The organism is Pseudomonas sp. NPDC096917 (assembly GCF_044762555.1).
Taxonomy (GTDB): Bacteria; Pseudomonadota; Gammaproteobacteria; order Pseudomonadales; family Pseudomonadaceae; genus Aquipseudomonas.
Map to the genome: position 1 here is coordinate 24,549 of NZ_JBIWEO010000007.1, position 25,111 is coordinate 49,659.

Sequence of the window (25,111 nt, forward strand, 5' to 3'; positions counted from 1 at the left end):
GCGACCCCACGTACCTCGTCAGCGACTACGGGCAAGATAGTCAGGATCAAGGTTTAAGCGGACAACTCGCGCATCCGCTGCAACACCGCATTCAGCCCATTGCTGCGCGACGGCGATAACTGGCGGCTCAGGCCCAGTTGGTTAAACCAGTCAGGCAGATCCACTTGTTGCAGCGCTTCGCTGGATAAACCATTGACCCGCGCCAGCAGCAATGCCACCAGCCCTCGAATCAATCGCGCATCGCTGCTGGCCGCAAATTGCCAGTGGCCATCTTTTAACCCGCCCACCAGCCACACTTGGCTTTCACAGCCATGCACGCGATTGGCGTCGGTTCTGTCGGCAGCGCTCAGTTCTGGCAGGCGTTGGCCCCATTGCATCAGCAAGCGTGCGCGCTGTTCCCAACTGGCACAGTGCTCAAAACTGTCGAGGGCCGCTTGGGCGTCAGCAGGCAGGGTCATTGCAGTAACGCCAGTGCTTGGTCGAGCGCATTGAAAAAGCGCTCCACGTCGTCAGAGTCGTTGTACAGCGCCAGAGACACGCGAATCGCCCCCGCCAAACCCAGGCTTTTGAGCAGTGGCATGGCGCAGTGATGTCCGGCCCGCACGGCGATACCTTGCTCGGTGAGCAGGTGGGCCAAGTCGGCGTTGTGCACGCCTTCAACCACAAAACTCACCAGTGCCAGCTGCGGCGAGCCGAGTAGACGAATGCCTTGGCGTTGTTGCAAGCCGTCAACCAACAGTCGATGCAGCGCGGCTTCGTGGGCGTGGATGGCTGCCTGGTCGAGGCTGCTCAAATAGCTGAGGGTTGCGCCCAGGCCGATCACGCTGGCAATCGCAGGCGTGCCCGCTTCAAAGCCCAGCGGTGCTGCTCGAAACGTGGCGTGCTGGTAGTCGACGTCTTGCACCATCTCGCCGCCAAACTGCCAGTGTTGCAGACGGGCCAGCGCCTCATGACGGCCAAACAACACACCCAAACCATCAGGGCCATACAGTTTGTGGCTGGAAAAAACATAGAAGTCGCAGCCCAGTGCGTGTACATCCTGACGGCCGTGAACGACGCCTTGGGCGCCATCGACCACGGTCAGTGCGTTGTGCGCTTTGGCCAGTGCCAGCAGTTGCGGCAGCGGCTGCCATGCACCGAGCACGTTGGACAATTGGCTGACGGCCAGCAGGCGGGTGCGCGGCGTGATCAGGCGCGCGGCTTCGTCGAGGTCAATTACCCCGTCGGTATTCAGCGTCAGCACCACCAGCTTGAGCTCTTTGCGCTTTGCAAGCTGTTGCCACGGCAATAGGTTGGCGTGGTGTTCCAGGGCGCTGATGACGATCTCATCGCCCGGATTGAATTGGTGTTCCAGCCCATAAGCCAGAAGATTGAGTGCCGACGTGGCACCGTGGGTGAAGACAATCTGCCCGCAATCGGCCACGTTGAGCCATTGGGCGACTTTGTTGCGGCTGTTTTCAAACGCCTGGGTCGCGTGGGCGCCCGGCAGGTGTTGGGCCCGGTGCACATTGGCGGCGCCACTGGCGTAGTAATGCGTCAGTGCGTCAAGCAGGGCTTGGGGTTTTTGCGTGGTTGCAGCGTTGTCCAGATAGGTCTGGTCCTGACGTTGCAAGGCAGCGATGGCCGGGAAGTCGGCGCGCCACGGAGAAGGCAAAAGCATGGTGTTCAAGGCTCTGTTGACGAGGCCAGCCGTGGCCGGCCCCATCAGTGGCAGACAAACGCTTAGTTGTGAGCGTGCAGCGCTTCGTTCAGTTCGATGGCCGACTTGTGGGTTTTGCATTCCACCGCGCCGGTTTCCGAGTTACGACGGAACAACAGGTCAGGCTGGCCAGCCAGTTCACGGGCTTTAACCACTTTGACCAGTTGGTTGTTTTCGTCCAGCAGTGCCACTTTGGTGCCAGCGGTTACGTACAGGCCGGACTCCACGGTGTTGCGATCGCCCAGCGGGATACCGATACCGGCATTGGCGCCGATCAGGCAGCCTTCGCCAACCTTGATCACGATGTTGCCGCCGCCCGACAGGGTGCCCATGGTCGAGCAACCGCCGCCCAGGTCCGACCCCTTGCCGACGAAAACGCCTGCCGATACGCGGCCTTCGATCATGCCCGGGCCTTCGGTGCCCGCGTTGAAGTTGACGAAACCTTCGTGCATGACGGTGGTGCCTTCGCCGATGTAGGCGCCCAGGCGGATACGCGCGCTGTCAGCGATACGCACGCCAGCCGGTACCACGTAGTCGGTCATTTTCGGGAACTTGTCGACCGAGAACACTTCCAGCAAATCGCCGCGCAGACGGGCTTCGAGTTGACGCTCTGCCAGCTCGCTCAGGTCGATGGCGCCCTGGCTGGTCCATGCCACGTTTGGCAGCAACGGGAACACGCCTGCCAGGCTCAGGCCATGCGGCTTGACCAGGCGGTGCGACAGCAGGTGCAGCTTCAGGTAAGCCTCTGGGGTGGACGTCAGCGCAGCATCTTCTGCCAGCACAGTGGCAACCAGTGGCTTGTGGCTTTCGGCCAGGCGGGTCAGCAGCGCGGCTTGGGCAGCGTCGACCGATTTGACGGCTTCTGCCAGTTGTGCGGCTTGTGCGGTGGTAAAGGTGATTGCCTGATTGCCACCGGTGTAGCCCAGGATCGGCGCGATGGCTGCGATCAGCTCGGCCGACGGGTTGATCAGAGGTTGGGCGTAAAACACTTCCAGCCATGCGCCTTGACGATTTTGAGTGCCGACGCCGAAGGCCGCGCTGAACAGGGTAGTAGACATGCAATTACCTCTTACAAAAATGAATGGGCGGGTTTTAGCCATTGGGCTTAAAGAAGGGCCGCCGCATAAAGATCAGGTTTAAAGCCAATCAGGGTTTTATCTCCGAGATCGAGCACCGGGCGCTTGATCATCGAGGGTTGGGCGAGCATCAGCTCAATGGCTTTCGCTTGGTCTAGATCGGCTTTTTGTTCGTCTTCGAGCTTGCGAAAGGTTGTGCCGGCGCGATTTAGCACCACTTGCCAGCCGTGCTCGTTGCACCACTGGGTGAGGTGTTCTCGGTCGATACCGCTGGTTTTGTAATCATGAAAGTCGTAACGCACTGCATGATCATCTAGCCAGGTGCGAGCCTTTTTCATGGTGTCGCAGGCCTTGATGCCGAAAAGGTGCAACGTTTTGCTTGAATCGGTCACTGAATTGCCCCTCCTTTGGAGATGCTTGGAAATGTGCGGTAGCGGATTATGCCATGTGCGAAGCGCTTGAGCGCAGGGTGCCTGCAACCTTGGCAGGTTGTTGTGACATGTCGTCGCACCGCGACTTTTGTTCAGGCTCTCCTTTGGCAATTTGAAGCTACTATGAGGCGCAACAGGAAATTGTTGCTAGCTGTGTTTGATTAAAAGCTGTTTAGTTGAAGCTGATTGTTTGGGAATTCTGTAGATATGCAAACCGCCTATACCGTACTCATCTTGCTGATGTTAGTGGGAGTCTCGCGTTTATTGGGGCGTGTGGTCCCGTTACCTCTGCCTTTGGTGCAAATCGCTGCTGGCGCCGTGCTGGCATGGCCCACCCTGGGCCTGCACGTTGCGCTGGACCCTGAGTTGTTCCTGTTTCTATTTTTGCCACCGCTGTTGTTTTCTGACGGCTGGCGCATGCCCAAGCGTGAGTTCTGGCGCCTGCGCGGGCCGATTCTGACCCTGGCCGTAGGCCTTGTGCTGTTCACGGTCGTGGGGGCGGGGTACTTCATTCATTGGCTTTTGCCGACGATTCCTTTGCCGGTGGCTTTTGCCCTGGCGGCCGTGCTGTCGCCAACTGACGCGGTTGCGGTGTCGGCCATTTCCCAGAACCGCTTGCCCGGCCCGTTGATGCATATGCTTCAGGGCGAAGCCTTGATGAATGACGCGTCGGGTCTGGTGACTTTCAAATTTGCCCTGGCCGCTGCCGTAACGGGTGTCTTTTCGCTGGCCAATGCTAGCCTGACATTCTTGCTGGTGGCCTGTGGTGGCTTGGCCATCGGTGTGGCCCTGAGCTGGCTGGTTGGGCGCATGCGCGCCTGGATGATTGCCCGCGGTTGGGATGACCCGGCCACGCACGTGGTGTTTATGTTGCTGCTGCCATTTGCCGCCTACGTACTGGCCGAGCGCTTGGGGGCTTCAGGCATCTTGTCGGCGGTGGCTGCGGGGATGATGCAGAGCTGGCTGGATTTGTTGCCGCGTCAAACCAGCACCCGCCTGCTTAACCGCAGTGTGTGGGGGCTGCTGGAGTTCGCGTTCAATGGCCTGATCTTCTTGCTGCTGGGCCTGCAACTGCCTGACATCATCAAGGCGGTTGTCAGTCACGAAACCACGCTTTGGCCTACCTTGTTGTACCGCTGCCTGGATGTGGCAGTGATTTTCCTGGTACTGCTGGCGTTGCGTTTTATCTGGGTGCAAAGCATTTGGCGCTTGTCTGGCCTGCTGCGTCGCTGGCGCGGCAAGGGCGAGTTGACGATGGTGCCGACGGCCCGTTCCTGCTGGTTGTTGACGGTCGGTGGCGTGCGCGGTGCCGTGACCTTGGCCGGTGTAATGTCGGTGCCGTTGTTTATCAGCAAGGGCGTGGACTTCCCTGAACGCGATCTGCTGATCTTCATTGCGGCCGGCGTGATTTTGCTGTCGTTGGTGGCGGCGTGTATTGCCTTGCCCCTGTTGTTGCGCGGTATTCCCAAGAGCCCGGACGACGCCATGCGCAAAGAAGTACGAGACGCGTGGAGGCGTACGGCCGAGGCCGCAATTCATTCGCTTGAAGCCGAAGAAGTAGTAGAGCCGGCCAACCCGCAAGACGCGGCACAGGCAGCATTGGCGGCCGAACTTAAGGCGCGGATCATGTCGGAGTATCGGCATCAGCTTGAAGTCTTCAATGACTCTGCTGAAGCTCAGGCGCTGGCCTCGCAAATGGACTTGCTGGAGAGCCGATTGCGACTCAAGGCGCTCAGGGCGCAGCGACTGGAGCTGTATAACCTGCGTCGTCAGCATGAGATTGGAGACGACGTACTCAGCGAAATTTTGCGTGATCTGGACTTGAGTGAAGCGAATCTGGGGACGGTGAAGTAAGGCTGGCAATACACCGTTCCACTGTAGGCGCGAGCTTTTAAAAGATCAAAAGATCGCGAGCAAGCTCGCTCCTACAGTTGGCGGGCGGGGGTTAGAGGCGGCGCTGGATAAAGTCGCGAATCCGCTCGGCGGCTTCGACGCATTCGGCCAATGGCGCAACCAAAGCCATGCGCACACGGCCTGCGCCCGGATTGAAGCCATCAACTTCGCGTGACAGGTACGAACCCGGTACCACCGTCACGTGTTCTTCGGCGAACAGGTCGCGGCAGAATTCGGCGTCATCGCCTACAACCTTTGGCCACAGGTAAAAACCGCCATCCGGACGCTGTACATCGAGTACCGGGGTCAGGATGTTCAGCACGGCATCGAACTTCTCGCGATACAAATCGCGGTTGGTGCGCACGTGATCTTCATCGTTCCAGGCGGCAATACTCGCCAGTTGGGTTTGAACGGGCATGGCGCAACCGTGGTAGGTGCGGTACAGCAGAAAAGCCTTGAGAATTTCGGCGTCACCGGCCACAAAGCCCGAACGCAGCCCCGGCAGGTTGGAGCGCTTGGACAGGCTGTGGAAGACCACGCAACGCTTGAAGTCTTGGCGGCCGAGCGCTACGCAGGCGCTGAGCAAGCCTGTGGGTGGCGTTTGCTCGTCGAAGTAGAGCTCGCTGTAGCATTCGTCAGAGGCGATTACGAAGTCATGCTCGTCGGCCAGAGCGATCAGCTTTTTCAGCGTTTCAAGCGGGATCAGGGCACCGGTCGGGTTTCCGGGAGAGCACAGGAACAGAATCTGGCAGCGTTTCCAGATGTCAGCCGGTACGGCGTCAAAGTCCGGGTTAAAGCCATGTTCGGCCAGGCACGGCAGGTAGTGCGGCTTGGCACCGGCCAGAAAGGCTGCGCCTTCGTAGATCTGGTAGAACGGGTTTGGGCTTACAACCAGTGCGTCGTCGCCGCGATTGACCACGGTTTGGGTGAAGGCGAACAGCGCTTCACGGGTGCCGTTGACCGGCAGGATGTTGCGCGCCGGGTCGAGCCAGCCAGCCGGCACGTTGAAGCGGCGTGTGGCCCAGCCTGCAATGGCTTCACGCAGGGCGGGGATGCCGAGCGTGGTCGGGTAGACCGCCATCTGGTCAAGGTTGTCCGCCAGGGCTTTGGCCACGAAATCGGGAGAGCGGTGTTTAGGTTCGCCAATCGACAACGCAATCGGGCGCTTGTCGGCGTTGGGCTGCACGGTACCTAGCAGGGCGCGCAGTTTTTCGAACGGGTAAGGCTGCAACTGGTTTAGTGCGTTGTTCATTGGGGGCGGGTCTCACTCGGCGGCTAGATGCTCAGGCGCCAGGTTTCTGGGGTTGAGTCTTTGTTGACCGTTAGTTGCTCGACGATGGCTTCCTGCAAACGTATGCACAGTTGCGGGTCAGACAGGGGTTGGTTGTTTTCGTCGGTGATAAAGAATACGTCTTCGACGCGCTCGCCCAAGGTGGCGATCTTGGCGTTTTGCAACGACAGGTCGAACTCCAGGAATATCATCCCGATGCGGGCCAGCAGGCCCGGGCGGTCGGGGGCGCTGAGTTCCAGTACGGTGACCGGGCGCTGGGCGTCGTTATGAATCGTTACCTGCGGCGCGAAGGCAAAGTGCTTGAGCTGGCGCGGTACCCGGCGCTGGATGATGTTCGGGTAGTCGTCCGGGTTGCGCAGGGCTTCGCTCAGGCCTTTGCGGATTTTTTCGATGCGTGCCGGGTTGTTGCCGATCGAGCCGCCGTCGTTGTCGAGGACGATGTAGGTGTCGAGGGTGAACTGGCTGCTGGAGGTGATGATGCGCGCGTCATGGATGTTGAGGTTGAGCTGGTCCATGGCGGCCACAGTCACGGCGAAGAAGTCGTGCTGGTCGGGTGCATAGATGAAGATTTGCGTGCCGCCCTCGAACTCGCGCTGAGTGGTTTCCTTGATCAGCACCAGCGGGCCGCCATCGGTCGGTTGTTGCAGGATGGCTTCGGTGTGCAGGGCTACATCGGCCGAGGTGTGGCGCAGGAAGTAGTCGTCACCCAATTGCGACCAGAGTTGCTCCACGTCGTCCTGGTCATTGCCATTGCGTACCAGGGTGTCCAGCGCGGCGCTTTGGGTCTGGCGAATCTGCTCTTCGCGATCCACCGGGTTTTCCAGGCCGCGGCGCAAGGCACGCTTGGTCTCGGTGTAGAGCTGGCGCAACAGGCTGGCGCGCCATGAATTCCACAGTGTCGGGTTGGTGGCGTTGATGTCTGCCACGGTCAGGACATATAGATAGTTAAGATGGGTCTCATCGACCACGATCTGAGCAAAGTCGTGAATCACTTGCGGGTCGGACAGGTCTTTGCGCTGGGCGGTGGTCGACATCACCAGATGGTTTTGCACCAGCCACACGATCAGACGGGTATCCCAGACCGGCAGTTGATGGCGAATGCAGAAGGCTTCGGCATCCACCGCGCCAATCTCGGAGTGGTCACCGTGGCGCCCTTTGCCAATGTCGTGATACAGCCCGGCCAGGTAGATCAGTTCCGGTTTCGGCAGCTTGTCCATTAGTTTGCTTGCCAGCGGAAATTTCTCTGAAACCTGGGTGTACTGCAATTTGCGCAGGTGCTTGATCAGGTTCAGGGTGTGCGCGTCAACGGTGTAGATATGGAACAGGTCGTGCTGCATTTGCCCGACGATAAAGCCGAATTCCGGGAGGTAGCGACCGAGAATGCCGTAGCGATTCATTCGGCGCAGGTTGCGATGGATGCCGATTTTGCACTTGAACAGTTCGATAAACAGGCTGGTATTGCGAATGTCGTTGCGAAAGTCGTCATCGATCAGGTAACGGTGCTCGCGCAGCAAACGGATGGTGTCAGCCCGAACGCCTTTGATTTCTGGCTGTTGGGCCATCAGCAGGAATATTTCGAGCATGGCAAACGGCGTGCGCTTGAACACGTTGTTGCTGGTAGCTTCTATATAGCCGTCATGCAGTTGAAAGCGCGAGTTGATGGGTGTCGGCGGCGCTTCGTCTTCGGGGGCCAGAATCACTTCTTCGAAGTGCTGGATGATCAGGTCGCTGAGCTGGGCAATGCTCATGACCACCCGGTAGTACTGCTGCATGAAGTTTTCGATGGTCTGCTTGGTATCTTCGCCGGTAAATCCGAGGAGTTCGGCGATGCTGCGCTGATGGTCAAACAGCAAACGGTCTTCGGCGCGCCCGGCGAGCATGTGCAGGGCGTAGCGTACCTTCCACAAAAACTCTTGGGAGGAGGCCAGCAGGGCGTGTTCGCTTTCGACGAGAAAGCCTTCACCTGCCAGGGCACGCAAATTCAGGGTGCCGTATTGGCGGCGGGCTACCCACAAGATGGTCTGGATGTCGCGCAGGCCGCCGGGCGAGCCTTTGACGTTGGGCTCCAGGTTGTATTCCGTGTCGTTGTACTTGTGGTGCCGGGCTTTTTGCTCGGCATGCTTGGCCAGAAAAAAGTCTTTGCTGGGCCACATGTGTTCGGTGCTGGTGACCTCCAGCATGCGCTGACGCAAGCGTTCAGGCCCTGCAATGGTGCGGCTTTCCATCAGGTTGGTGATGACGGTCAGGTCGGCGCGGGCTTGCTCGGCGCATTCGTCGACGGAGCGTACGCTCTGGCCCACTTCGAGGCCGATGTCCCAAAGCAGTGTCAGAAGCCGCTCGATAGAGTCGCGAAAAATCTCGTGATCAGCGTTATCGAGCAGGATCAGCAAGTCGATGTCGGAGTAGGGATGCAGCTCGCCACGGCCATAACCGCCCACGGCGACCAAGGCGATATCGGCCTGATCGCTCCAGCTGAACTGCTCCCACGCCTGCTGCAGGATGTTATCGACGAACCAGGCTCGGTCTTCGATCAGGCGGCGAATATCGCGGCCTTTGCGAAAACGTTCGTCAAGCACTTCACGTGCCTGGCGGATCGCCTTTTTGAAAGCGGCAATCGGGCTTGCCTTTAATGCCAATTCGGCCTGGAACTGGCCGCGGTCAAAAAGTTCGGGATCCACCTGCGGCATCGATTGGCTTTCCTATCGTGGGGGTTGTTTCGATTCAGTGGCCGGCATTAAGCAACTATCAGGCCGAAACGCGCGGGATGGTGTCATCACTGCGCAGGGTGAAAATCTCGTAGCCGGTGTCAGTGACCAGCAGGGTGTGCTCCCACTGGGCAGACAGCTTGCGGTCCTTGGTGATTGCCGTCCAGCCATCGCCCAGCACCTTGGTGTCGGCTTTGCCCTGGTTGATCATGGGCTCGATGGTGAAGGTCATGCCAGCTTTGAGCTCCATGCCGGTGCCTGCGCGGCCGTAGTGCAGGATTTGCGGTTCTTCGTGGAACACCTTGCCAATGCCGTGACCGCAGAATTCGCGAACCACCGAGAAACCGTTCTTTTCGGCGTGCTTCTGGATCACTTCACCGATATCGCCCAGGCGGCAGCCTGGTTTTACGATTTCGATGGCCTTGTACATGCATTCTTGAGTCACTTGCGACAGGCGCTCAGCCCAGACCGGCACTTTGCCGACGTGAAACATACGGCTGGTGTCGCCGTGATAGCCATCTTTGATAACCGTTACGTCGATGTTCAGCGTGTCGCCGTCTTTGAGCGCCTTGTCACCGGGAATACCGTGACAAACCACATGATTGATCGAGGTGCAGATCGACTTGGGGAAACCTTTGTAATTGAGCGGCGCAGGAATGGCCTGTTGCACATTGACAATATAGTCATGGCAAATGCGATCCAGCTCTTCAGTCGTAACGCCAGGTTTTACGTATTCGGCGATCATTTCCAGCACATCGGCGGCCAGCTTGCCGGCGATACGCATCTTTGCGATGTCCTCGGGGGTTTTGAGGGTGACGGTCATACGAGCTCTCTTCGCGCGTTAGCGCTCATCATCAGGGTTGCGGGTGTGTGACGAGACATTACGGCTACACACCGCCATAAAAACGCGATTCTAACAGACGGTCGGCTTTAAACATGAGCCTTGCGCCATCGCTTCTATTAATAGAGTGGGGCATTCTGGCGCTATTCCAAGCCTCGTGCAAAAGGGAGGCGGGCCGAATGAGTCTTGATGCGCTATGGTTTTGACCTGCATTTGATCTGTAGGCTTTTGATCTTGATCTGACCGGCCTTTTGGGAGGTCGCGCGGGTGTCTGGAATATTTCGGTGGCGCAGTAGCCGTGTTGGGCACGCGCGCCTAGAGGGATTTGAATGCTCGAGCATCGCGCAACCCCTTGCACGGCAAGGGGTTGGCAATAAAGTCTGAATTCACGCTTCGTTTTTTACGCGTCTTGTGATATAAAATGCGCCGCTTTGCGGGTATAGCCCGCAGAGCACAAACCCACACACGTATCGACACGATGACCTGGGTGCCTTCAGCTTGAAGCTGCTGGTTGGTCGTTGGGATACGTGGAGGCCTAACCCGACTTATTAAGGAACTACCATGTCCCAAGTCAACATGCGCGATATGCTGAAGGCCGGTGTGCACTTCGGTCACCAAACCCGTTACTGGAACCCAAAGATGGGTAAATACATCTTTGGCGCGCGTAACAAGATCCACATCATCAACCTTGAAAAAACCCTGCCAATGTTCAACGAAGCTCTGACTTTCGTAGAGCGTCTGGCCCAGGGCAAAAACAAGATTCTGTTCGTCGGCACCAAGCGTTCCGCTGGCAAGATCGTTGCTGAAGAAGCAGCACGTTGCGGTTCGCCGTACGTGGATCACCGCTGGTTGGGCGGCATGCTCACCAACTTCAAAACCATCCGTGCTTCCATCAAGCGTCTGCGTGACCTTGAAATTCAAGCAGAAGACGGCACTTTCGCTAAGCTGACCAAGAAAGAGGCGCTGATGCGCACTCGCGATCTGGAAAAGCTGGATCGTAGCCTGGGTGGTATCAAGGACATGGGCGGTCTGCCAGACGCTCTGTTTGTTATCGACGTTGACCACGAGCGTATCGCGATCACCGAAGCTAACAAGTTGGGTATCCCGGTTATCGGCGTTGTCGATACCAACAGCAGCCCAGAAGGCGTTGACTACATCATCCCAGGTAACGATGACGCAATCCGCGCTATCCAGCTGTACATGGGCGCGATGGCTGATGCTGTTATCCGTGGTCGTAACCACGTTGCTGGCGGCACCGACGTTTTCGTCGAAGAAGCTCCAGCTGCAGCGGTAGTTGAAGGCTGAGTAACTAACGCCTAGCGTTTACTCAGTGCGCAAAAAGGGGGCTTGGCCCCCTTTTTGCCACCTCGAAATCCATTTGTTGGACATGTTCCCGCCGTTGCTGTATCAGATTGCGGCTGGCAGGGAGCCTCGAGGCAGGCTTCATACGAATTTGAACGCCCGTTCGGTCGGGTGGAATGGTTGAAAACCTATCCAAGAGGAATTTTGAAATGGCAGAGATTACTGCAGCGTTGGTTAAAGAACTGCGTGAGCGTACCGGCGAAGGCATGATGGATTGCAAGAAAGCCTTGACCAAGGCTGGCGGCGACATCGAAAAAGCCATTGATGACATGCGTGCTTCGGGCGCCATCAAGGCTGCCAAGAAAGCAGGCAACGTTGCTGCTGAAGGTGCTATCGCGGTTAAAGTTGCTGGCGATAACAAGTCTGCCGTTATCCTTGAAGTTAACTCGCAAACCGACTTCCTGGCTCTGCAAGACGACTTCAAAAACTTCGTTGCTGCCAGCATCGAAAAAGCATTCGCCGATAAGCTGACCGACGCAGCTCCGCTGATCGCAGCACAAGAGCCAGCTCGTGAAGCACTGGTTGGTAAAGTAGGCGAAAACGTCAACATCCGTCGCCTGACGCGCGTTGAAGGTGACGTTGTAGACGCTTACCTGCACGGCAACAAAATCGGTGTTGTGGTTGCTCTGAAAGGCGGCAACGCTGAACTGGCTAAAGACATCGCTATGCACGTAGCAGCCAGCAACCCAGAATTCCTGCTGCCAAGCGAAGTTTCCGCTGAAGCCATCGAACGCGAAAAAGCTGTGTTCCTGAGCCTCAACGAAGACAAGATCAAAGGCAAGCCAGCAGAAATCGTTGAAAAAATGGTTGCCGGTCGTATCAGCAAGTTCCTGGCTGAGGCCAGCCTGGTTGAGCAAGCGTTCGTTAAGAACCCGGAAATCAAAGTTGGCGAGCTGGCTAAGAAAGCCGGTGCTGAAATCGTTTCTTTCACTTACTACAAGGTAGGCGAAGGCATCGAGAAGCCAGTCGACAACTTCGCTGAAGAAGTTGCTGCTCAGCTGGCTGCAGCCAAGCAATAAGACAGTTTTAAACTGTCGCCCCGAAGAGGCTGCCCGCTTACGCGCGCAGCCTCTTTTCAAATGGGAGAGGGTTTTACCTTCTCTTGCGGAACCGATTGATGAAGTCGTGTTCCGATGGTGCTGCTGTGCAGTGCCACGCTAGAGTAAGCGCGGGCTGAAAATGGCCTCGCACAGATTTTTTTAAAAAACGCGGCAGGAGAGATTCGCAATGGCTCAGCAGGGCAGTGGTTATCAAGCTCGCTATAAACGCATTCTACTCAAGCTAAGCGGCGAAGCCCTGATGGGCTCTGAAGAGTTCGGGATCGATCCCAAAGTGCTCGACCGCATGGCGCTGGAAGTGGGCCAGTTGGTCGGCATCGGCGTTCAGGTAGGTTTGGTGATTGGTGGTGGCAACCTGTTCCGTGGCGCTGCGCTGAGTGCGGCAGGCATGGATCGTGTCACTGGCGACCACATGGGCATGCTGGCAACTGTGATGAACGCCTTGGCCATGCGCGACGCGCTGGAACGTGCCAATATCTCTGCCATTGTAATGTCGGCTATCTCCATGGTTGGCGTGACCGATCATTACGATCGTCGCAAAGCCATGCGTCACTTGAATGCCAAGGATGTGGTGATTTTTGCAGCGGGTACCGGTAATCCGTTCTTCACCACTGACTCGGCTGCTTGCTTGCGTGCCATTGAAATCGACGCTGATGTGGTGCTTAAAGCGACCAAGGTTGACGGCGTGTATACCGCAGATCCATTTAAAGACCCGCATGCCGAGAAGTTCGATCATCTGACTTACGATGAAGTCCTGGATCGCAAGCTGGGTGTTATGGACCTGACGGCTATCTGTCTGTGCCGTGACCACAAAATGCCATTGCGCGTATTTAATATGAACAAACCCGGCGCCCTGCTTAACATTGTCCATGGCGGCGCTGAAGGGACTCTGATCGAGGAAGGTCAACAATGATCAACGAAATCAAAAAAGACGCTCAAGAGCGCATGCAGAAATCGCTGGAATCGCTGGCCCATGCATTTGGCCAGATCCGTACCGGCAAGGCGCACCCAAGCATTCTGGGCAGCGTGATGGTGCCTTACTACGGCGCTGACACCCCGTTGAGCAGTGTTGCCAACGTCACCGTTAAAGACTCGCGCACCCTGCAGGTCGTGGCCTTTGAGCGCAACATGCTGGCTGCTGTCGACAAGGCTATCCAGAGCGCTGGCTTGAACCTCAATCCGACCAACCTGGGCGAATTGTTGTTGATCTCCATGCCTGCCCTGACTGAAGAAACCCGTAAAGGCTTCACCAAGCAGGCGCGCAGTGCAGCTGAAGACGCACGTGTTGCTGTGCGCAACATTCGTCGTGATGCCTTGAGCGAGCTGAAAAAGCTGGTTAAAGACAAAGCGATCAGTGAAGACGAAGAGCGTCGTGCTGCGGCCGACATTCAGAAGCTGACCGATAAGGCCGAGGCAGATATTGATACGGCTACCAAGCAGAAAGAAGCGGACCTGATGGCCGTATAAGGGTCTGGGCGTTTTATGGAAAAGACCAAGCAGACAGAGCCTTCATCGGTGCCGCGACATGTCGCGATCATCATGGATGGCAATAATCGCTGGGCGAAGAAACGCTTTATGCCGGGTGTTGCCGGGCATAAAGCGGGAGTGGATGCTGTTCGTGCAGTGATTGAAGTGTGTGCCAAGGCCAAGGTCGAGGTGCTTACTTTGTTCGCGTTCTCCAGTGAAAACTGGCAACGCCCTGCGGCTGAAGTCAGCGCCCTGATGGACTTGTTCTTCCGGGCGTTGCGTCGTGAGACCAAACGCCTCAATGAAAACAACATCAGCTTGCGGATCATCGGTGATCGCTCGCGTTTTCATCCCGACTTGCAGGCGGCGATGCGTGACGCTGAGCAGATGACGGCAGGTTCTGATCGCTTTGTCCTGCAGATCGCCGCTAACTACGGCGGTCAGTGGGACATCGCGCAGGCTGCGCAACGGCTGGCGCGTGACGTGCAGGCGGGGCACTTGCAGCCTGAAGACATCACGCCAGGCCTGTTGCAAACCTGTCTGGTTACGGGCGATCTGCCCTTGCCTGATCTGTGTATCCGCACAGGTGGTGAGCATCGCATCAGCAACTTCTTGCTGTGGCAGTTGGCCTACTCTGAGTTGTACTTTTCCGACCTGTTCTGGCCGGACTTCAAACACGAAGCCATGCGTAATGCATTGGCTGATTTCGCTTCTCGCCAGCGTCGTTTCGGTAAAACGAGCGAGCAGGTTGAGGCTGGAGCCCGGATTTAATGCTTAAGCAACGCATCATTACTGCACTTATATTGCTACCCATCGCCTTGTGCGGCTTTTTCCTGCTTGAAGGAGCTGGGTTTGCGCTGTTTATTGGCCTGGTTGTGACTCTTGGAGCCTGGGAGTGGGCGCGTCTGGCGGGCTTCGAGGCTCAGGTCGCGCGGGTTGTCTTTGCCGTAGTAGTGGCTTTGCTGCTGTTTGGGTTGTACGTCTTTCCCGACCTGGCGCCGTGGGTGCTGGGGGCTGCAATAGTGTGGTGGGGTGCAGCGAGCTGGTTGGTGCTGACCTTCCCGCAATCGGCTGAGCGCTGGTCGGCTACCTCGACCAAGCTCGTTATCGGTCTGTTGATTTTGCTGCCTGCCTGGCAAGGCCTGGTGCTGATCAAGGCCATGCCATTGGGGAATTGGCTGATTATGGCCGTTATGGTTCTGGTGTGGGGGGCTGATATTGGTGCTTACTTCTCGGGACGAAAATTCGGCAAGCGCAAACTTGCACCTAAAGTCAGTCCAGGCAAAAGCTGGGAAGGGGTTTTTGGTGGTCTGCTTCTGAGTTTGGTGATCACCGCTGCCGTAGGGTTTACACGCGGCTGGAGCGCTGGCGAGATGCTGGCGGCGCTGTTTGGTGCTGCGATAATTGTGTTGATTTCAGTGGTGGGCGACCTCACGGAAAGCATGTTCAAGCGTCAAGCCGGTATTAAAGACAGCAGTAACCTGTTGCCAGGGCATGGCGGCGTTTTGGATCGTATCGACAGTTTGACCGCGGCGATCCCTGTGTTTGCTGTACTGCTCTGGATTGCGGCGTCATGAGTCATCCACAACAGATTACGGTTTTGGGGGCTACAGGCTCGATTGGCCTGAGCACTCTGGATGTTATTGCGCGTCATCCTGATCGCTATCAGGTTTTCGGTTTGAGTGGTTACAGTCGCCTCGCCGAGTTGCTGGCTTTGTGCATCAAGCACGTGCCGAAAATTGCTGTTGTGCCGGATGAGCGTGCGGCCAGCCAACTGCAGGCGGGTTTGCTTTCGGCGGGCCTCAGTACCGAAGTGCTGGTGGGTGAAGAGGGCTTGTGCCACATTGCTTCGGCGCCTGAGGTTGACGCTGTGATGGCGGCAATCGTGGGGGCTGCGGGTTTGCGTCCGACGTTGGCGGCCGTGAACGCGGGCAAGAAAATCCTGCTGGCCAATAAAGAAGCGCTGGTCATGACGGGCGACCTGTTTATGCAGGCGGTGCGTCGCAGTGGTTCGGTGTTGCTGCCTATCGACAGTGAGCACAACGCCATTTTTCAGTGTTTGCCGCAAGACTATGCCCGAGGCTTGGGCGCGGTCGGTGTGCGCCGGATATTGCTGACGGCGTCAGGCGGGCCTTTTCGTGAAACCCCGCTGACTGATTTGCAGCATGTAACGCCGGATCAGGCGTGTGCCCATCCCAATTGGTCGATGGGGCGCAAGATTTCGGTCGATTCGGCCAGCATGATGAATAAAGGGCTGGAGCTGATTGAAGCGTGCTGGTTGTTCGATGCCAAGCCGAGCCAGGTTGAGGTGGTGATCCATCCGCAAAGCGTGATCCATTCGCTGGTTGACTACGTTGACGGTTCGGTATTGGCTCAGCTTGGCAATCCAGACATGCGCACGCCGATTGCGAATGCACTGGCGTGGCCTGAGCGGATTGATTCGGGTGTTGCGCCGCTGGATCTGTTTGCTGTTGCACGCCTGGATTTTCAGCGTCCGGATGAGCAGCGCTTCCCTTGCTTGCGCCTGGCGCGTGAAGCAGCAGTGGCGGGCAATAGCGCGCCGGCGATGCTCAATGCAGCGAATGAGGTGGCGGTAGGGGCGTTCCTTGATGGGCGAATCCGTTATCCGCAAATCGCTCATATTATTGAAGACGTCTTGACTCGTGAGCCGGTGATTGCTCTAAACGAGCTGGATGCGGTATTTGTGGTGGATGCCAAAGCGCGACTGCGGGCGGAACAGTGGTTGAGCCGTAACGGCTGACAGGTGATAAAAGTCGGAGTCGGACAGAATCGCGGAGAAAGTAGATGAGTGCGCTCTATATGATTGTTGGCACCCTGGTGGCATTGGGGGTGCTGGTTACATTTCATGAATTCGGTCACTTTTGGGTGGCGCGCCGTTGCGGCGTCAAGGTTCTGCGCTTTTCTGTGGGCTTCGGTACGCCGTTGCTGCGCTGGCATGATCGCCAGGGTACCGAGTTTGTCGTCGCTGCGATTCCGCTGGGTGGCTATGTAAAAATGCTCGACGAGCGCGAAGGCGATGTTCCGGCCGAGCAGCTCAATCAAGCGTTCAATCGTAAAAGTGTCGGGCAGCGCATTGCCATTGTGGCTGCCGGACCCATTGCTAATTTCCTGTTGGCAATCGTGTTTTTCTGGGTGTTGGCCATGATGGGCAGCCAGCAGGTGCGGCCGGTGATTGGTGCTGTCGAAAGCGGCAGCCTGGCTGCGCAGGCCGGTTTGGTGCCTGGCCAGGAAATCGTCTCTATTGATGGCGAGCCGACTGTAGGTTGGTCGAACGTCAACCTGCAGCTGGTTCGTCGCCTGGGCGAAAGCGGTTCTATTCAAGTGCTGGTGCGCGGGCCTGGGGCTGATGTTGAAACGTCGCACCAGTTGGCGCTGCATGACTGGCTCAGAGGGGCTAACGAGCCTGATCCGATCAAGTCCTTGGGTATTCGCCCGTGGCGCCCTGAGTTGCCAGCGATTCTGGCTGAGCTGGACCCTGATGGCCCGGCTCACGCCGCTGGCCTCAAGACCGGTGACAAGCTTCTGGCCATGAACGGTCAGCCGATCAACGATTGGCAGCAGGTGGTCGATTGGGTTCGTGTGCGACCCGCTGCACGTGTTGTATTAAAAGTTGAGCGTGATGGCGTGGCGGTTGATATGCCTGTCATTCTTGCGGCGCGCGGTGAGGGAGAAGCTGCAACCGGTTATCTGGGGGCAGGGGTCAAGGGTGTCGATTGGCCACCTGAGATGGTTCGCGAGGTCAGCTACGGCCCGCTTGCTGCGATCGGGGAGGGGGCCAAGCGCACGTGGACCATGAGCGTATTGACGCTCGATTCGCTCAAGAAAATGTTGTTCGGCGAGCTCTCGGTAAAAAACTTGAGTGGACCGATAACCATTGCTAAAGTGGCGGGCGCTTCTGCCCAGTCGGGCGTTGCTGATTTCTTGAATTTCCTGGCCTATCTAAGTATTAGCCTGGGGGTTCTGAACTTGTTGCCCATTCCTGTACTGGATGGTGGGCACTTGTTGTTTTATCTGATTGAGTGGGCGCGTGGTCGCCCCTTGTCGGAACGGGTACAGGGTTGGGGGATGCAGATCGGTATCAGTTTGGTGGTTGGGGTGATGTTGCTTGCCCTGGTCAACGATCTGGGACGTCTGTAACACTTCGCTGAATTGCGAATCTGCCGCATTTTGCGGCAGTTTGTTTATTGCCAGTTGGAATAAGAAAGGACTTCATGAAACGTCTGCTGCTAACTGCGGTTCTCGCCGTACTGATGATCGCCGAAGTTCACGCCGAGTCCTTCACTATCTCTGATATTCGTGTCAACGGGCTCCAGCGGGTTTCCGCCGGCAGTGTGTTTGGTGCGCTACCGCTGAACGTGGGTGAGGTAGCGGATGACCGCCGTTTGGTGGAATCCACTCGTGCGTTGTTCAAAACCGGGTTCTTTCAGGATATCCAACTGGGGCGTGATGGCAATGTGCTTGTCATTACGGTTGTCGAGCGTCCTTCCGTCTCTAGCATCACGATTGACGGTAACAAGGCGATCTCCACTGATGACCTGATGAAAGGTCTGAAGCAATCAGGCCTGGCTGAAGGTGAAATCTTCCAGCGTGCCACCCTTGAAGGTGTGCGTAACGAGCTGCAACGTCAGTATGTTGCCCAGGGCCGCTATTCGGCGACCGTAGACACCGAAGTGGTGCCCGAGCCGCGTAACCGCGTTGCCTTGAAGGTCAACATCAACGAAGGCACCGTTGCTTCTATCCAGCACATCAACGTGGTGGGTAACACGGTCTTCCCTGAAGCCGACCTGGTTGATCTTTTCGAGCTGAAAACCACCAACTGGTTGTCGTTCTTCAAGAACGATGACAAGTATGCGCGTGAAAAGCTGTCGGGTGACCTGGAGCGTCTGCGCTCCTACTACCTCGATCGCGGCTATATCAACATGGATATTGCCTCGACTCAGGTTTCGATCACGCCTGACAAGAAAAACGTCTACATCACGGTCAACGTGAACGAAGGCGAAAAATACAACGTAGGCGAAGTGAAGCTTAGCGGTGACCTCAAGGTCCCAGAAGATCAGATCAAGTCGCTGCTGTTGGTTCAGCCAGGCCAGGTGTTCTCGCGCAAGCTGATGACCACCACCTCTGAACTGATCACCCGCCGTCTGGGTAACGAGGGCTACACCTTCGCAAACGTGAACGGCGTGCCTCAGCCAGATCCTGAAAACCACACAGTGGCCATTACGTTTGTGGTCGATCCGGGTAAGCGTGCCTACGTAAACCGTATCAATTACCGTGGCAATACCAAGTCGGCAGACGAAGTGCTGCGTCGCGAAATGCGCCAAATGGAAGGTGGCTGGGCTTCTACTTACCTGATTGACCAGTCCAAGGTTCGCCTTGAGCGTCTGGGCTTCTTCAAGGAAGTGAACGTTGAGACTCCGGCAGTGCCAGGCACTGACGACCAGGTTGATGTGAACTACGCCGTTGAAGAACAAGCCTCGGGTTCGATCACTGCCAGCGTCGGTTTTGCTCAGAGCGCAGGTTTGATCCTGGGTGGCTCGATTACTCAGAACAACTTCCTGGGTACAGGTAACAAGGTCAGCATTGGCCTGACCCGCAGCGAATACCAAAGCCGTTACAACTTCAGCTACGTTGACCCGTACTGGACTGCCGATGGTGTGAGCCTGGGTTACAACGTTTTCTATCGCACCACTGACTACAAAGAGCTGGACGTTGACGTAGCCAACTATTCGGTCGACAGCCTGGGTGCTGGTGTGACCATGGGTTACCCGATCAGCGATACTTCGCGTCTGACCTACGGTCTGACCGTACAGCAGGATGAAATCAGCACCGGTCGTTACACCGTTGACGAGATTTTCGACTTCGTAAACCGTGAAGGCGACAAATACCTCAACTTCAAGGCGTCGGTTGGCTGGTCTGAATCGACTCTGAACAAGGGCGTATTGCCAACACGCGGCAGCTCGCAAAGCTTGGTACTGGAAAGCACCATTCCTGGCAGCGACCTGCAGTTCTACAAACTGGACTATCGTGCACAGCTGTTCCAGCCGTTGACCGACACCTACACCATGCGTCTGCACACAGAATTGGGCTATGGTGATGGTTACGGTTCGACCGAAGGTCTGCCGTTCTACGAGAACTACTACGCCGGTGGTTTCAACTCGGTACGTGGTTTCAAAGACAGTACCCTGGGCCCGCGCAGTACGCCAAGCACTGGCAAGAACCCTGGCACCATCGCCGATCCGGATCAAGATCCGCTACCGTTCGGTGGTAACGTGCTGATCCAGGGGGGTGTAGAGGTTCTCTTCCCTATGCCGTTTGTGAAAGATCAACGTTCCCTGCGCACCTCCGTATTTTGGGATGTGGGTAACGTGTTCGACACCAACTGCAAAGGCGAAACCAAAGATTGCGACATCAGCTTTAGCAATATGGCCAGTTCTGTCGGTGTTGGTGTGACTTGGGTGACTGCGCTTGGCCCGCTGAGCTTCAGTTTGGCCATGCCAGTCAAAAAACCGAATGACGCAGACACTCAAGTGTTCCAATTCTCCCTCGGCCAGACTTTCTAAAAGCCTGACTTTAGATACAGACAACGGATTTTTTAGGGGTGCATCGTGCGTAAGTTGACTCAATTGGTTCTCCTGGCTTCGCTGTTGGCAGCAGGTCCAGCTTTTGCTGACATGAAAATTGCTGTGCTGAACTACCAAATGGCACTGCTTGAATCAGACGCTGCCAAGCGTTATGCAGTGGATGCCGAGAAGAAGTTCGGTCCTCAACTGACCAAGCTTAAGTCCTTGGAAAGCAGTGCCAAGGGTATTCAGGACCGTCTGGTAAGCGGTGGCGACAAAATGCAGCAGGGCGAGCGTGAGCGTCTTGAGCTTGAATTCAAGCAAAAGGCTCGTGACTTCCAGTTCCAGTCCAAAGAACTGAACGAAGCCAAAGCTGTTGCTGACCGTGAAATGCTGAAACAGCTGAAGCCAAAACTGGACAGCGCTGTTGAAGAAGTCATCAAGAAAGGCGCCTTTGACCTGGTGTTCGAGCGTGGCGCTGTGATTGATGTTAAGCCGCAGTACGACATCACTCGCCAAGTCATCGAGCGCATGAACCAGCTGAAGTAATTATGACCGCGACTATAAAACTCGGCCAATTGGCCGAGTTCCTCGCAGCCACCTTGCGTGGCTCTGCGGAGAAAGAAATTACTGGGCTGGCCACTTTACAAGAGGCTGGCCCAGCTCAGTTGAGCTTTCTGGCTAATCCCCACTACCGTAAATACCTCGTCGATTGCCAGGCAGGAGCTGTATTGCTCAAGGCTGGGGACGCTGAGGAGTACGCTGGGGATGCGCTGGTTGTGCCTGATCCTTATTTGGCCTATGCCCGAATTTCCCATTTGTTCGATCCCAAACCCAAAGCGGCTGCCGGGATTCATCCGACGGCTGTGATTGCGGATGATGCGGTGGTCGATCCTTTGGCCAGTGTTGGTGCATTTGTGGTGATTGAGAGCGGTGCTCGAATCGCGGCGGGTGTCACCCTGGGCGCGCATTGCTTTATCGGTGCTCGTAGCTCGATCGGTGAAGGCGGTTGGCTGGCCCCTCGCGTGACCCTGTATCACGATGTGCATATTGGCAAGCGTGTGGTTATTCAATCAGGCGCTGTGCTGGGTGGCGAAGGTTTTGGTTTCGCCAACGAAAAAGGTGTCTGGCAAAAAATTGCCCAGATTGGTGGCGTCACCTTGGGTGATGATGTCGAAATTGGCGTTAACACCGCCATCGACCGTGGCGCCCTGGCCGACACAATCATCGGTAATGGCGTCAAGCTGGATAACCAGATCCAAATCGCGCACAACGTTCAAATTGGTGACCATACGGCGATGGCCGCCTGTGTGGGGATCTCCGGCAGCACTAAAATCGGCAAGCATTGCATGCTGGCAGGTGGTGTTGGTTTGGTAGGTCACATTGAAGTTTGTGACAACGTGTTCTTGACTGGCATGACGATGGTGACTCATTCGATCACCGAGCCGGGAGCCTATTCCTCCGGTACTGCCATGCAGCCGGCTGCCGAGTGGCGCAAAAGTGCGGCACGTATTCGTCAGTTGGATGACATTGCAAGACGGCTAAAACATCTGGAAAAGCGCGTTGGGGAAGTGACCCCGAACGGTAAAGCTTCTTCAGAGGGCTAGTACATTTTCCATATCAAGCATGCATAGCCACTGGTTTGCTTCCTTGATTTGCTAGAGGAGCGCGCCTTAGTCGCGCGCGCCCAATCTTTATTACAGGCTTCCCCACGAAATGATGGACATCAACGAGATTCGCGAATATCTGCCCCACCGTTACCCTTTCCTGCTGGTGGACCGGGTGGTGGATCTGGATGTCGAGAACAAGCGCATTCGTGCCTACAAGAATGTCAGCATCAACGAACCTTTCTTCAATGGTCACTTCCCGGCGCACCCGATCATGCCCGGTGTATTGATCATTGAAGCCATGGCTCAGGCCGCTGGCATTCTGGGTTTCAAGATGCTGGATGTTAAACCCGCGGACGGCACACTCTATTATTTCGTAGGTTCTGACAAACTGCGTTTCCGCCAGCCCGTGCTGCCAGGCGACCAGTTGATCCTTGAAGCCAAGTTTCTGAGCTGCAAACGCTCTATCTGGAAATTCGAGTGCCAGGCATCGGTTGATGGCAAGCCGGTGTGCTCGGCTGAAATTATCTGTGCGGAACGCAAACTATGAGTTTGATTGACCCTCGCGCAATCATCGATCCGACGGCCATATTGGCCGACGACGTCGAGGTCGGCCCGTGGTCGATCGTCGGCGCAGGTGTGGAAATCGGCGAGGGGACTGTGATTGGGCCGCATGTGATTCTCAAAGGCCCAACCAGGATCGGTAAACACAATCGCATCTACCAGTTTTCTTCGGTAGGCGAGGACACACCTGATCTGAAGTACAAGGGCGAAGAAACGCGCCTGGTGATCGGTGACCATAACGTGATTCGTGAAGGGGTCACCATTCATCGTGGCACGATCCAGGACCGGTCCGAAACCACCCTGGGCGATCACAACCTGGTCATGGCTTATGCCCACATCGGGCATGACAGCGTAATCGGCAATCACTGCATTCTGGTCAATAACGCCGCGTTGGCGGGTCATGTGCATATGGGTGATTGGGCGATTCTGTCGGGTTTTACGCTCGTCCATCAGTTCTGCCGTATTGGCGCGCACAGCTTTTCGGGCATGGGCACTGCTATTGGCAAGGACGTTCCGGCGTTTGTGACCGTGTTTGGCAGCCCTGCCGAGGCGCGCAGCATGAACTTTGAAGGCATGCGTCGCCGGGGGTTCAGTGACGAAGCCATTCATGCCCTGCGTCGTGCTTACAAAGTGGTTTATCGACAAGGTCTGACAGTTGAACAGGCACTTGCCGAACTCGCCGAGCCTGCTGTGCAATTTCCTGAAGTGGCCATGTTCGTCGAATCTATCCGTTCCTCCACTCGCGGCATTACGCGCTAGTCATGGCTAGATTGCGTATTGCGTTGGTGGCAGGCGAAGCCTCCGGTGACATTCTGGGGTCAGGGCTGATGCGAGCGCTTAAAGCTCGGCATCCTGATATCGAATTTATCGGTGTGGGCGGGCCATTGATGGAAGCCGAGGGCATGACCTCTTACTTCCCGATGGAACGTTTATCGGTTATGGGGCTGGTTGAAGTCCTTGGCCGTTTGCGTGAGCTGCTCAAGCGGCGTAAAGCGTTGGTGCAAACGCTGATTGCTGAAAAGCCTGATGTGTTTATCGGTATCGATGCGCCTGACTTCACCCTCAATATCGAACTCCAATTGCGTCGTGCCGGGATTAAAACTGTGCACTACGTCAGCCCGTCTGTATGGGCCTGGCGTCAGAAGCGGGTGCTGAAGATTCGCGAAGGCTGCGATTTGATGCTCACGCTGTTTCCGTTTGAAGCCAAATTCTATGAAGAGAGGGGCGTTCCGGTACGATTTGTCGGGCACTCATTGGCAGATGCCATTCCGCTTGTCGCCGATCGTGCGGCTGCCCGCGCCGAGTTGGGCTTGCCTGATGGGCCGTTGGTGGCTTTGATGCCTGGTAGCCGTGGCGGCGAAGTCGGCAAGCTGGGTGGGCTGTTTTTGGATGCAGCGCAGAAAATTCGCGAGGCGCGCCCCGAAGTACGCTTTGTCCTGCCGTGCGCCAGTAATGCGCGGCGTATCCAGATTGAGCAACTGCTGGCCGACCGTGATTTGCCCGTGACCTTGCTCGATGGTCAATCACACATGGCCCTGGCCGCCTGCGATGCGGTGTTGATTGCGTCCGGAACTGCCACCCTGGAGGCGCTGCTGTACAAGCGTCCTATGGTCGTCGCTTACCGTCTTTCGTCGCTGACGTTCTGGATTCTCAAGCGTTTGGTTAAAAGCCCTTACGTGTCATTGCCCAACTTGTTGGCTCAACGGCTGCTGGTGCCTGAGTTATTGCAAGATGCAGCGACTCCCGAAGCGCTGGCTGAAACCCTGTTGCCTTTGCTGGACAGTGGCGAAGAGCAAACCCGTGGCTTCGATGAGATCCATCGAACCTTGCGTCTGGACGCCTCCAATCAGGCCGCAGACGCGGTACTGGGTCTGATCGCAACATCCAAATGAGTAAAGTGAATATGCAAATCGGATTGGACTTCAATCTGGTCAATCAGGTCGACGACCTCGTTGCCGGCGTTGATGAAGTCGGTCGTGGCCCGTTATGTGGCGCAGTGGTCACAGCAGCGGTGATTCTCGACCCTGCGCGTCCTATCGCAGGGCTTAACGACTCCAAGAAGCTCACCGAGGCACGACGCGAAAAGCTCTTTGACGAAATCTGTGAAAAAGCGCTGAGCTGGCATATCGCGCGGGCTGAAGTCGAGGAAATCGACGAGCTGAATATTCTGCATGCCACGATGTTGGCCATGCAGCGCGCGGTGGAGGGGCTGAGTATTACCCCCAAGCTGGCAATGATCGACGGCAATCGCTGCCCCAAACTCGCGATGCCGGCTGAGGCGGTGGTCAAAGGCGATAGTAAAGTGCCTGCAATTGCAGCCGCCTCAATTCTGGCTAAGGTCAGCCGTGATCGCGAGATGGCAGCCTACGAGCTGCAATATCCTGGCTACGGGATTGGCGGTCACAAAGGCTATCCGACGACCGTCCATCTGGAAGCGCTTGAGCGACTGGGGCCTACACCGATTCATCGGCGATCGTTTGGTCCGGTTCGCCGCGCCTATGAGGCCCTTGAAGGGCTTGCCAAGGTTTAGCCGCAA

Annotated in this window: 23 protein-coding genes; 16 read left to right on the top strand and 7 right to left on the bottom strand. The window is 56.6% G+C overall.

The genetic code is table 11. The features are described from left to right. Nucleotides 1–53 precede the first annotated feature (53 nt). The 4 genes from ACIQYF_RS09830 to ACIQYF_RS09845 all read right to left on the bottom strand — a co-directional run bounded on the left by ACIQYF_RS09830 (nucleotide 54) and on the right by ACIQYF_RS09845 (nucleotide 3,167). Nucleotides 54–458, bottom strand: a complete 405-nt coding sequence (locus tag ACIQYF_RS09830; RefSeq protein ID WP_402860213.1) for a SufE family protein — start codon at nucleotides 456–458, stop codon at nucleotides 54–56. Next, nucleotides 455–1,660, bottom strand: coding sequence for an aminotransferase class V-fold PLP-dependent enzyme (locus tag ACIQYF_RS09835; RefSeq protein WP_402860216.1), 1,206 nt, complete (start codon nucleotides 1,658–1,660; stop codon nucleotides 455–457). The genes ACIQYF_RS09830 and ACIQYF_RS09835 overlap by 4 nt, the downstream gene beginning before the upstream one ends. A 62-nt stretch (nucleotides 1,661–1,722) precedes the next feature. Next, entirely contained in the window at nucleotides 1,723–2,757 is a 1,035-nt protein-coding gene (gene dapD / locus ACIQYF_RS09840; protein ID WP_402860220.1) for a 2,3,4,5-tetrahydropyridine-2,6-dicarboxylate N-succinyltransferase, read from the bottom strand. 47 nt (nucleotides 2,758–2,804) lie between these two features. Continuing rightward, entirely contained in the window at nucleotides 2,805–3,167 is a 363-nt protein-coding gene (locus tag ACIQYF_RS09845; RefSeq protein ID WP_019411599.1) for an ArsC family reductase, read from the bottom strand. Nucleotides 3,168–3,413: 246 nt separating this feature from the next. On the opposite strand from ACIQYF_RS09845, the gene ACIQYF_RS09850 reads away from it, so the two are divergent. After that, nucleotides 3,414–5,060, top strand: a complete 1,647-nt coding sequence (locus ACIQYF_RS09850; RefSeq protein WP_402860224.1) for a Na+/H+ antiporter — start codon at nucleotides 3,414–3,416, stop codon at nucleotides 5,058–5,060. A gap of 91 nt (nucleotides 5,061–5,151) precedes the next feature. On the opposite strand, the gene dapC is transcribed toward ACIQYF_RS09850, so the two are convergent. From dapC to map, 3 genes are read right to left on the bottom strand one after another with little or no spacing between them, the layout of a single operon-like run. After that, a complete protein-coding gene (gene dapC / locus ACIQYF_RS09855) occupies nucleotides 5,152–6,351 on the bottom strand; it encodes a succinyldiaminopimelate transaminase (protein WP_402860227.1) in 1,200 nt (399 codons plus the stop codon). A 23-nt stretch (nucleotides 6,352–6,374) separates the two neighbouring features. After that, entirely contained in the window at nucleotides 6,375–9,077 is a 2,703-nt protein-coding gene (locus tag ACIQYF_RS09860; protein WP_402860230.1) for a [protein-PII] uridylyltransferase, read from the bottom strand. A 58-nt stretch (nucleotides 9,078–9,135) separates the two neighbouring features. After that, nucleotides 9,136–9,918 carry a type I methionyl aminopeptidase gene (map, locus tag ACIQYF_RS09865; protein WP_019411595.1) on the bottom strand — a complete coding sequence of 261 codons (783 nt, stop codon included), beginning with the start codon at nucleotides 9,916–9,918 and terminating at the stop codon, nucleotides 9,136–9,138. Nucleotides 9,919–10,497: 579 nt separating this feature from the next. Here map and rpsB point away from each other — a divergent pair. From rpsB to rnhB, 15 genes are all read left to right on the top strand, one after another. Then, complete coding sequence (gene rpsB, locus ACIQYF_RS09870) at nucleotides 10,498–11,241, top strand: 30S ribosomal protein S2 (RefSeq protein ID WP_055102581.1); 744 nt, start codon at nucleotides 10,498–10,500, stop codon at nucleotides 11,239–11,241. Nucleotides 11,242–11,447: 206 nt separating this feature from the next. Continuing rightward, the gene (tsf, locus tag ACIQYF_RS09875) at nucleotides 11,448–12,317 is read left to right on the top strand and encodes a translation elongation factor Ts (RefSeq protein WP_402860234.1); all 870 of its coding nucleotides are present in this window, start codon (nucleotides 11,448–11,450) and stop codon (nucleotides 12,315–12,317) included. A gap of 208 nt (nucleotides 12,318–12,525) precedes the next feature. Beyond that, nucleotides 12,526–13,269 (top strand): UMP kinase, encoded by a 744-nt coding sequence (gene pyrH / locus ACIQYF_RS09880; protein ID WP_003440426.1) that lies wholly within the window; start codon nucleotides 12,526–12,528, stop codon nucleotides 13,267–13,269. After that, nucleotides 13,266–13,823, top strand: a complete 558-nt coding sequence (gene frr, locus ACIQYF_RS09885; RefSeq protein ID WP_402860237.1) for a ribosome recycling factor — start codon at nucleotides 13,266–13,268, stop codon at nucleotides 13,821–13,823. The genes pyrH and frr overlap by 4 nt, the downstream gene beginning before the upstream one ends. Before the next feature lie 15 nt (nucleotides 13,824–13,838). After that, entirely contained in the window at nucleotides 13,839–14,594 is a 756-nt protein-coding gene (uppS, locus tag ACIQYF_RS09890) for a polyprenyl diphosphate synthase (RefSeq protein ID WP_402860240.1), read from the top strand. Beyond that, entirely contained in the window at nucleotides 14,594–15,400 is an 807-nt protein-coding gene (locus ACIQYF_RS09895; RefSeq protein ID WP_402860243.1) for a phosphatidate cytidylyltransferase, read from the top strand. Before uppS ends, ACIQYF_RS09895 begins: the two co-directional genes overlap by 1 nt. Then, the gene (gene ispC, locus ACIQYF_RS09900; RefSeq protein ID WP_402860246.1) at nucleotides 15,397–16,584 is read left to right on the top strand and encodes a 1-deoxy-D-xylulose-5-phosphate reductoisomerase; all 1,188 of its coding nucleotides are present in this window, start codon (nucleotides 15,397–15,399) and stop codon (nucleotides 16,582–16,584) included. Before ACIQYF_RS09895 ends, ispC begins: the two co-directional genes overlap by 4 nt. A 44-nt stretch (nucleotides 16,585–16,628) precedes the next feature. Then, the gene (gene rseP, locus ACIQYF_RS09905; RefSeq protein WP_402860249.1) at nucleotides 16,629–17,981 is read left to right on the top strand and encodes a sigma E protease regulator RseP; all 1,353 of its coding nucleotides are present in this window, start codon (nucleotides 16,629–16,631) and stop codon (nucleotides 17,979–17,981) included. A 74-nt stretch (nucleotides 17,982–18,055) separates the two neighbouring features. Further along, the gene (gene bamA / locus ACIQYF_RS09910) at nucleotides 18,056–20,404 is read left to right on the top strand and encodes an outer membrane protein assembly factor BamA (protein WP_402860252.1); all 2,349 of its coding nucleotides are present in this window, start codon (nucleotides 18,056–18,058) and stop codon (nucleotides 20,402–20,404) included. 45 nt (nucleotides 20,405–20,449) lie between these two features. Continuing rightward, nucleotides 20,450–20,953: an OmpH family outer membrane protein gene (locus ACIQYF_RS09915; RefSeq protein ID WP_402860255.1), complete on the top strand. Its 504-nt coding sequence runs from the start codon at nucleotides 20,450–20,452 to the stop codon at nucleotides 20,951–20,953. A 2-nt stretch (nucleotides 20,954–20,955) separates the two neighbouring features. Beyond that, nucleotides 20,956–22,011 (top strand): UDP-3-O-(3-hydroxymyristoyl)glucosamine N-acyltransferase, encoded by a 1,056-nt coding sequence (lpxD, locus tag ACIQYF_RS09920; RefSeq protein ID WP_402860258.1) that lies wholly within the window; start codon nucleotides 20,956–20,958, stop codon nucleotides 22,009–22,011. A gap of 109 nt (nucleotides 22,012–22,120) precedes the next feature. Next, nucleotides 22,121–22,561, top strand: coding sequence for a 3-hydroxyacyl-ACP dehydratase FabZ (gene fabZ / locus ACIQYF_RS09925; protein WP_019411583.1), 441 nt, complete (start codon nucleotides 22,121–22,123; stop codon nucleotides 22,559–22,561). Next, complete coding sequence (lpxA, locus tag ACIQYF_RS09930) at nucleotides 22,558–23,334, top strand: acyl-ACP--UDP-N-acetylglucosamine O-acyltransferase (RefSeq protein ID WP_402860261.1); 777 nt, start codon at nucleotides 22,558–22,560, stop codon at nucleotides 23,332–23,334. Before fabZ ends, lpxA begins: the two co-directional genes overlap by 4 nt. Before the next feature lie 2 nt (nucleotides 23,335–23,336). Next, complete coding sequence (gene lpxB, locus ACIQYF_RS09935) at nucleotides 23,337–24,467, top strand: lipid-A-disaccharide synthase (protein ID WP_402860264.1); 1,131 nt, start codon at nucleotides 23,337–23,339, stop codon at nucleotides 24,465–24,467. A gap of 11 nt (nucleotides 24,468–24,478) precedes the next feature. After that, complete coding sequence (gene rnhB / locus ACIQYF_RS09940; protein WP_402860267.1) at nucleotides 24,479–25,105, top strand: ribonuclease HII; 627 nt, start codon at nucleotides 24,479–24,481, stop codon at nucleotides 25,103–25,105. Nucleotides 25,106–25,111: the final 6 nt, after the last annotated feature.